At 38.6% G+C, this 6,000-nt stretch carries 5 protein-coding genes, 1 rRNA gene and 1 pseudogene; 6 read left to right on the forward strand and 1 reads right to left on the reverse strand.

All coding sequences use genetic code 11. The features are described 5' to 3' along the window. Position 1 precedes the first annotated feature (1 nt). The 5 genes from J2Y03_RS04810 (at position 2) to J2Y03_RS28875 (ending at position 3,971) form a co-directional block, all read left to right on the forward strand. Positions 2 to 1,177: an iron-containing alcohol dehydrogenase gene (locus J2Y03_RS04810; RefSeq protein ID WP_310191249.1), complete on the forward strand. Its 1,176-nt coding sequence runs from the start codon at positions 2 to 4 to the stop codon at positions 1,175 to 1,177. 133 nt (positions 1,178 to 1,310) lie between these two features. Beyond that, on the forward strand, positions 1,311 to 2,939 hold the full coding sequence (locus J2Y03_RS04815; protein WP_310191252.1) for an acyl-CoA synthetase: 1,629 nt from the start codon (positions 1,311 to 1,313) through the stop codon (positions 2,937 to 2,939). A gap of 388 nt (positions 2,940 to 3,327) precedes the next feature. After that, complete coding sequence (locus J2Y03_RS28865) at positions 3,328 to 3,492, forward strand: hypothetical protein (protein ID WP_396954161.1); 165 nt, start codon at positions 3,328 to 3,330, stop codon at positions 3,490 to 3,492. Between the two features lie 241 nt (positions 3,493 to 3,733). After that, positions 3,734 to 3,790 carry a hypothetical protein gene (locus tag J2Y03_RS28870; RefSeq protein ID WP_396954170.1) on the forward strand — a complete coding sequence of 19 codons (57 nt, stop codon included), beginning with the start codon at positions 3,734 to 3,736 and terminating at the stop codon, positions 3,788 to 3,790. Beyond that, entirely contained in the window at positions 3,777 to 3,971 is a 195-nt protein-coding gene (locus J2Y03_RS28875) for a hypothetical protein (RefSeq protein ID WP_396954162.1), read from the forward strand. Before J2Y03_RS28870 ends, J2Y03_RS28875 begins: the two co-directional genes overlap by 14 nt. Before the next feature lie 809 nt (positions 3,972 to 4,780). Here the strand turns inward: J2Y03_RS28875 and J2Y03_RS28880 are convergent. Further along, positions 4,781 to 5,322 (reverse strand): annotated as a pseudogene (locus J2Y03_RS28880) (DUF7010 family protein). A 384-nt stretch (positions 5,323 to 5,706) separates the two neighbouring features. Here J2Y03_RS28880 and J2Y03_RS04830 point away from each other — a divergent pair. Further along, a 16S ribosomal RNA gene (locus J2Y03_RS04830) occupies positions 5,707 to 6,000 on the forward strand; the annotation flags it as partial.

Raw genomic sequence — 6,000 nt, forward strand, 5'->3', positions numbered from 1 at the left:
AATGATTTACCAGTATCTGCCTGTAGAACGGATTCATTACGGGATTAATATCGTAGCCGAACAGCTTGTAAGCGAAATACAGAAGCTTAATGCTAAGAGATTATTGATCGTCACCACTAATAGTATGTTAAAAACAAAGGCGTATCAAAGGATGATTGATACTCTCCACGCAAATCAATTAGGCACATATGTAACCTACTCAAAACAACATGTCCCCGGCAACATTTTGATGCAAAATATAAAAGAAATTCGTGATTTTAACCCTGACCTTATCCTTAGCTGTGGTGGTGGCAGTCCCATCGATGCAGCAAAGATCCTTTCATTAGTTTTAGCTGAAGGCATTCAGTCTGAAGACGAATTGTATCCTTATTCGGAGAATTTAAGAGAAAAAGCACCACTGATGCTGGATTATTTACCTCATATTGCGATTCCTACAACACTATCTGCATCAGAATTTACAAGCATAGCAGGTACGACGAAGGCAGAGGATCATGTAAAATATAAGTTTTCCCATCTAAACATGACACCAAAATTCGTTTTTCTAGATCCTGCATATACGGTCGAGACCCCTGATTGGCTTTGGATATCAACCGGGATTCGTGCTGTCGATCATGCAGTTGAGACTCTATATACTCCTGTTCCAAATCCAATTAATACGAGTCTAGCATTACAAGCGTTAAAAAAACTCTATGATCACTTACCTATTTCTAAAAATGATCCTACAAACCTAGAATCTAGATTGGAATGTCAACTAGGAGCCTGGTTATCATTATTTTCTGTCGTTAATATTAAATTAGGATTATCTCATAGTATTGGCCATCAGTTGGGAGCAACCTATGACATACCTCATGGAATGACCTCTGCCATTATGCTTCCCCATGTAATGAAGTTTTTATTACCAAGAACGAGTGATGAACAGGCACAAATAACAGAAGCTTTAGGTTTTAGTAAGGAAAATAGAACCGAAAACGCCAGTATGGCTCCTACATTAATTAGAGGTCTGATTCAAGACCTGGAAATTCCACACCACTTAAGAGATTTTGAAGTTAAAAAAGAAAGCATTCCTTCAGTAGTAAAAAATATCCTTATCGATATTCAAGGTGAAGAAAATAGTTTTGTTTTGGGCACTGGTGATTTAAATAAAGAAATTACTTCACTATTAGAGGCAGCATGGTAGGAATAAAAACAACAGCTAGATTTATGATGGTTTAACATTATTCAGCTGTGAAAATTTAATTACACTCCTGTGAAAGCGCTTAAGTTAAATGGAAAAATAACGCTATTAATTTATATTTTACGAGGTGATTGAAATGAAGTATCAAGAACTCCTTGAAGGTTTTTCATGGGAAAAGGTAATGAAAACATTTGACTGGAATGTACAAGAAAAATTTAATATGGGACATGAATGCTGTGATCGTTGGGCAGATGACCCAAATCAGGTTGCAATTTATTGGGAAGATGCTGACGGAAATACAGATGTATGGACATACCAAAGACTAAAAGAACAATCGAATCGTATGGCAAATGCACTAAGGTACCTTGGAGTAAAGAAAGGGGATCGAGTGGCAGGGCTTCTCGGTAAGGACATGGAATTGATTATCACGGTACTGGCAACATGGAAAGTAGGAGCAGTTTATGTACCGATGTTTACAGCTTTTGCTCAGGAAGCAATCAAATACAGATTAGAAGATTGTGATTGTAAAATATTAGTAACCAACCAAGAACAAGCTGCAAAAATCGAAAAAGTATCGATTCCAAGTGAACTTATTTTGACGGACGGATTAACAAGCAACGGATTAACGTTTTGGGAATTTATAGGGTCTTTTTCAGACCAGCATCTAACAGAACCTACAAATATAATGGAGCCAAGTGTGATCCAATATACATCAGGATCAACTGGTATGCCGAAGGGAGCCGTTTGGGCTCATAAAATCCTACTTAGTTCTTATCCTTATGTACGACATGGGATCGGTGTAGAGGATGACGATATCATGTTTGGGGGAGCAGATTTAGGCTGGGCTTATGGACTAATCAATTGTACATTCGTCCCTTTAAGCTATGGCATTTCAATTGTTGTTTATAAAGGTTCTTTTAATGTTGAAAAGGTCTATACTATATTGGAAAAATATAAGATTACCAACTTTGCATATGCTCCAACCGCCTATCGAATGATGATGACATATGGTCCTGAACTGGCGAAAAAATATAATATTCAAGTGAAAAAATTTAGCAGTGCGGGTGAGCCATTAAATGCGGAAGTAGTCCGTTTCTTTAAGGAAACGTTCGGAAGAGAGATTTATGATCACTATGGCTGTACAGAGACAGGAATGATTGTGGACAATTTTAATATGACCGATATGGCTGTAAAACCAGGTTCAATGGGGCTGCCATCTCCTGGTTTTAATATTGCCTTGGTAGATGAAGATGGGAATCCAGTTGAAAAAGGGAAAGTGGGACAAATTGCCGTGGATACGACTGGATTTCCATACTTTTTCTTAGGCTATTGGCAAAACCCTGAAAAAACAGAAGAAAAAATAAAGGGAAAATGGCTATTAACAGGCGATCTCGCCAGTCAGGACGAAGATGGATATCTTTGGTTCCAAGGACGTGCGGATGACATTATTTCCAGTGCAGGATATCGGATTGGTCCATTTGAAGTAGAGAGCAGCTTAATCGAGCACCCAGCTGTGGCGGAAGCGGCGGTTGTTGGGAAACCAGATCCTGCTAAAGGTGAAATCGTAAAAGCCTATGTTGTTCTAAATTCATCTTTTGCCCCTTCCGACGAACTAGCAAACGAATTAAGCTTATATGTTAAAAGTAAATTATCTAAACATCAATATCCAAGAGAAGTTGAGTTTACGGATCATCTTCCGAAGACTCCAAGCGGGAAAATTCAACGATATCTTTTGAAAGTGAATGAGCAAACTGCCAATAGTTAAAGATACTAAACTCTAATAATTATTGTTTCAAAATTAGCTGCTCAAATGGGCAGCATCTTTTTTTTGATTACAGCGGAAAATCTCACTACAACGTCGATAAAATATTAATATAGAAAGACAAAATCCTTGGCCAGTAATTGATGGCATTCCATATAACTAGTTGATGGTACAATTGGTCCTTACAACAATTGAGATTAATACGGAAGCGACAGTCTGTTGTATAGAATTGTAGAAATAAATATTTTGAATTATATACAAATTCAGTATTATGTTATTTATTATGAGTACAAGAGGATGTACAGGGAATAGCGATGAGTTCCTATCAAGGTGGTCATGTTGAATATTTGAGGTATATGCATGACTTGCTTTAGAAAAGGGCACGGGTCACATGGAAATTTCTGGCAGTGGCAGTGGGGTCATCGTACCAGCAGAAATTAAGGAACTGCACGACTATGGAATTGCTAAAATTTTTCCCCCAGATGATGGGCACGAGCTTGGCCTGCAAGTAATGATCAATCATATGATTCGTGAAACTGATTATCCGACTCCTTAGCAGAAAAACTTGGGCTCGATTGCCAAATTAATTACGTTTGCTGAGGAAAACTTGGTTAACGCGATCTCAAATAAATGGTTCTGCGGCTTTAGAACAATTGTTGGTAGACGTACCGCAAATTCCAGTATTAGGGAGGACCGGTACGGGTGTAGAAGAGTTCTTTAAATGATGAACTCGAACCTCGTTATCTGATCAATTCCCGGACCGATCGATTGCCATCATTTCAATTGACCCCTCTAAGATGAAGACAGGGGGAGCCTTACTAGGCGACCGTAATCGCATAAATGCGGATCAATAACCCTCGCGTGCATATGCGTAGTCTAGCCACCCGAGGATCAAAGTCTGAGTTAAGTCATGCTACAAAAGAAGCGATTAAGGTGGTAAAAGCAGCAGGATATGAATTTATCATTGTTGAAACGAGTGGAATCGGCAAGGGGATTCCGAAATCGTTGAAATTTGTGATTTATCTATGTATGTGATGACAAGTGAATTTTGGCGCCTCCACACAGCTTGAGAAAATCGACATGATCGATTTCGCTGACCTTATCGTCATCAATAAATTTGAACGTTCGGATCAGAAGATGCTTTACGTGATGTCCGTAAGCAATATAAGCGCAGTCGTGATTTGTTTGACTTGTCAGATGAAAAAACACCTGTTTTCGGGACAATTGCCAGCCAATTTAATAATCCCGGACCGAACTTGCTCTTGCGAATTTAATGAAAATAGCCGAAAAGAAGACGGACAGCAGTTGGCCAACCAACTATGATAGTAAGATCAAAACAGTAACCAAGCAAGCTTAATTATTCCTCCAGACCGCTCCGGTTATTTAGGGGAAATCGTCCAAACAGTTTATCAATACCAATCCTTACGGATGAACAAGTCAATCATGTTCGAAAACTGTATCAATTACGAGGAACGAAGGCATTAATTGAAAGAGAAAATGGGAATTCGATGTCAAAGGAAGAAACTGAAACCTTTTCGGCAAAGCTAGAGAAATGATTGCCCATATGAAACAAAAATTTCATCCTGAATGTGAAAAAATGGTGGAGGAATGGCCGAAGATTTGAGAAGCTTACCAACAAGATCAACTCATCACAAAAATCCGTGATAAGAAAAACGTCACCGAATTGTACACGGAGTCATTAGCTGGAAATAAAATTCCTCGAGTAAGTGTACCGAAATACAATGTAAATCAATTAATAGAAAAAGCGGTTAATAATTCAATTCCGAGTGACCAAAAAAGGACAATTACCATGGCTAATAGATAATAGAGAACTAAATCCTGCTTTAAATTGCTCGTTTTAGTTCTCTATGAATAAGTATTACTCCAATACCGTACAAAATAGAAATACATAAGGGCAAGATGGTAAAGGCGAGGTTAACAAAGGCTCCTCTTAAGATTAGTGAGGTTATATAAGTACCTAAAGAAACAAATAAGTATGTTTTACTTTTGTATACCCACAAATAGGGAAGTAAGTGTGAGGCTCCTAATAATCCGAGCGTGAATGGAAGACATTCAGGAATGTACGTATAGATAATGATAAAAACCGGAAAACAAAATGCCTGGAGTGCTGTAAGTATTCTATCTAATGTGACTAATGGGTTATTGGGTGCCGTGACATTAACACTTAATGGCTTACTAAGTAAATACCGATTAGAAAAATGACAATCGATCCAAAAATCCAGATGAGGTAGTCGGTGTCCATGGGGAAAATGAGTGGCAGGTAAGTAAATAATAAAAATGCAATGGAACCGGATAGTAAAAACGGATACCCCTTTTTAGCAGAGGATATAAGATCAGTTTGTAATTGTTTGAGTGATCGATCCATACAATGCCTCCCTTATAATGTTTTTTGGATAGGTAGGTTACTACAATTGTATTGGTGGGCGATAATAAAAATGATAAGATTTGGGGCCATTTAAAACTATTTGCAAAAATAGAGGTTTTTGAGGAATTGGAAGAAATTTCACATTGAAGTGAATCTGTTGGGATGTTATTATAAGAAAGTTCCTTCGCGGAGTGGTCAACAACATGATGAGTTAATAAATAAGTGTTGACTCAAACGAAGAGGACGTGGTAAGATATTTTTTGTCGCTAAAACAGCTGACACATTGTTCTTTGAAAACTAAACAAACAAGAACGTCAACAATCATTAAATATTAGTTTCTTCTATAGAAACTAGCCAACGTAACTTTTATGAGCTATATCAACTTTCTTGGAGAGTTTGATCCTGGCTCAGGACGAACGCTGGCGGCGTGCCTAATACATGCAAGTCGAGCGAATCTTGAGGTGCTTGCACCTCTTGGTTAGCGGCGGACGGGTGAGTAACACGTGGGCAACCTGCCTGTAAGACTGGGATAACACCGGGAAACCGGTGCTAATACCGGATAATCCTTTTCCTCTCATGAGGAAAAGCTGAAAGTCGGTTTACGCTGACACTTACAGATGGGCCCGCGGCGCATTAGCTAGTTGGTGAGGTAACGGCTCACCAAGGCGACGATGCGTA

Source organism: Neobacillus niacini (genome assembly GCF_031457145.1).
In the GTDB taxonomy this organism is placed as follows: Bacteria; Bacillota; Bacilli; order Bacillales; family Cytobacillaceae; genus Neobacillus; species Neobacillus niacini_J.

Coding starts and splice junctions, on each gene's coding strand:
- J2Y03_RS04810 (WP_310191249.1), top strand. CDS start 2: ATGATTTACCAGTATCTGCCTGTAGAACGGATTCATTACGGGATTAAT.
- J2Y03_RS04815 (WP_310191252.1), top strand. CDS start 1,311: ATGAAGTATCAAGAACTCCTTGAAGGTTTTTCATGGGAAAAGGTAATG.
- J2Y03_RS28865 (WP_396954161.1), top strand. CDS start 3,328: ATGGAAATTTCTGGCAGTGGCAGTGGGGTCATCGTACCAGCAGAAATT.
- J2Y03_RS28875 (WP_396954162.1), top strand. CDS start 3,777: ATGCGGATCAATAACCCTCGCGTGCATATGCGTAGTCTAGCCACCCGA.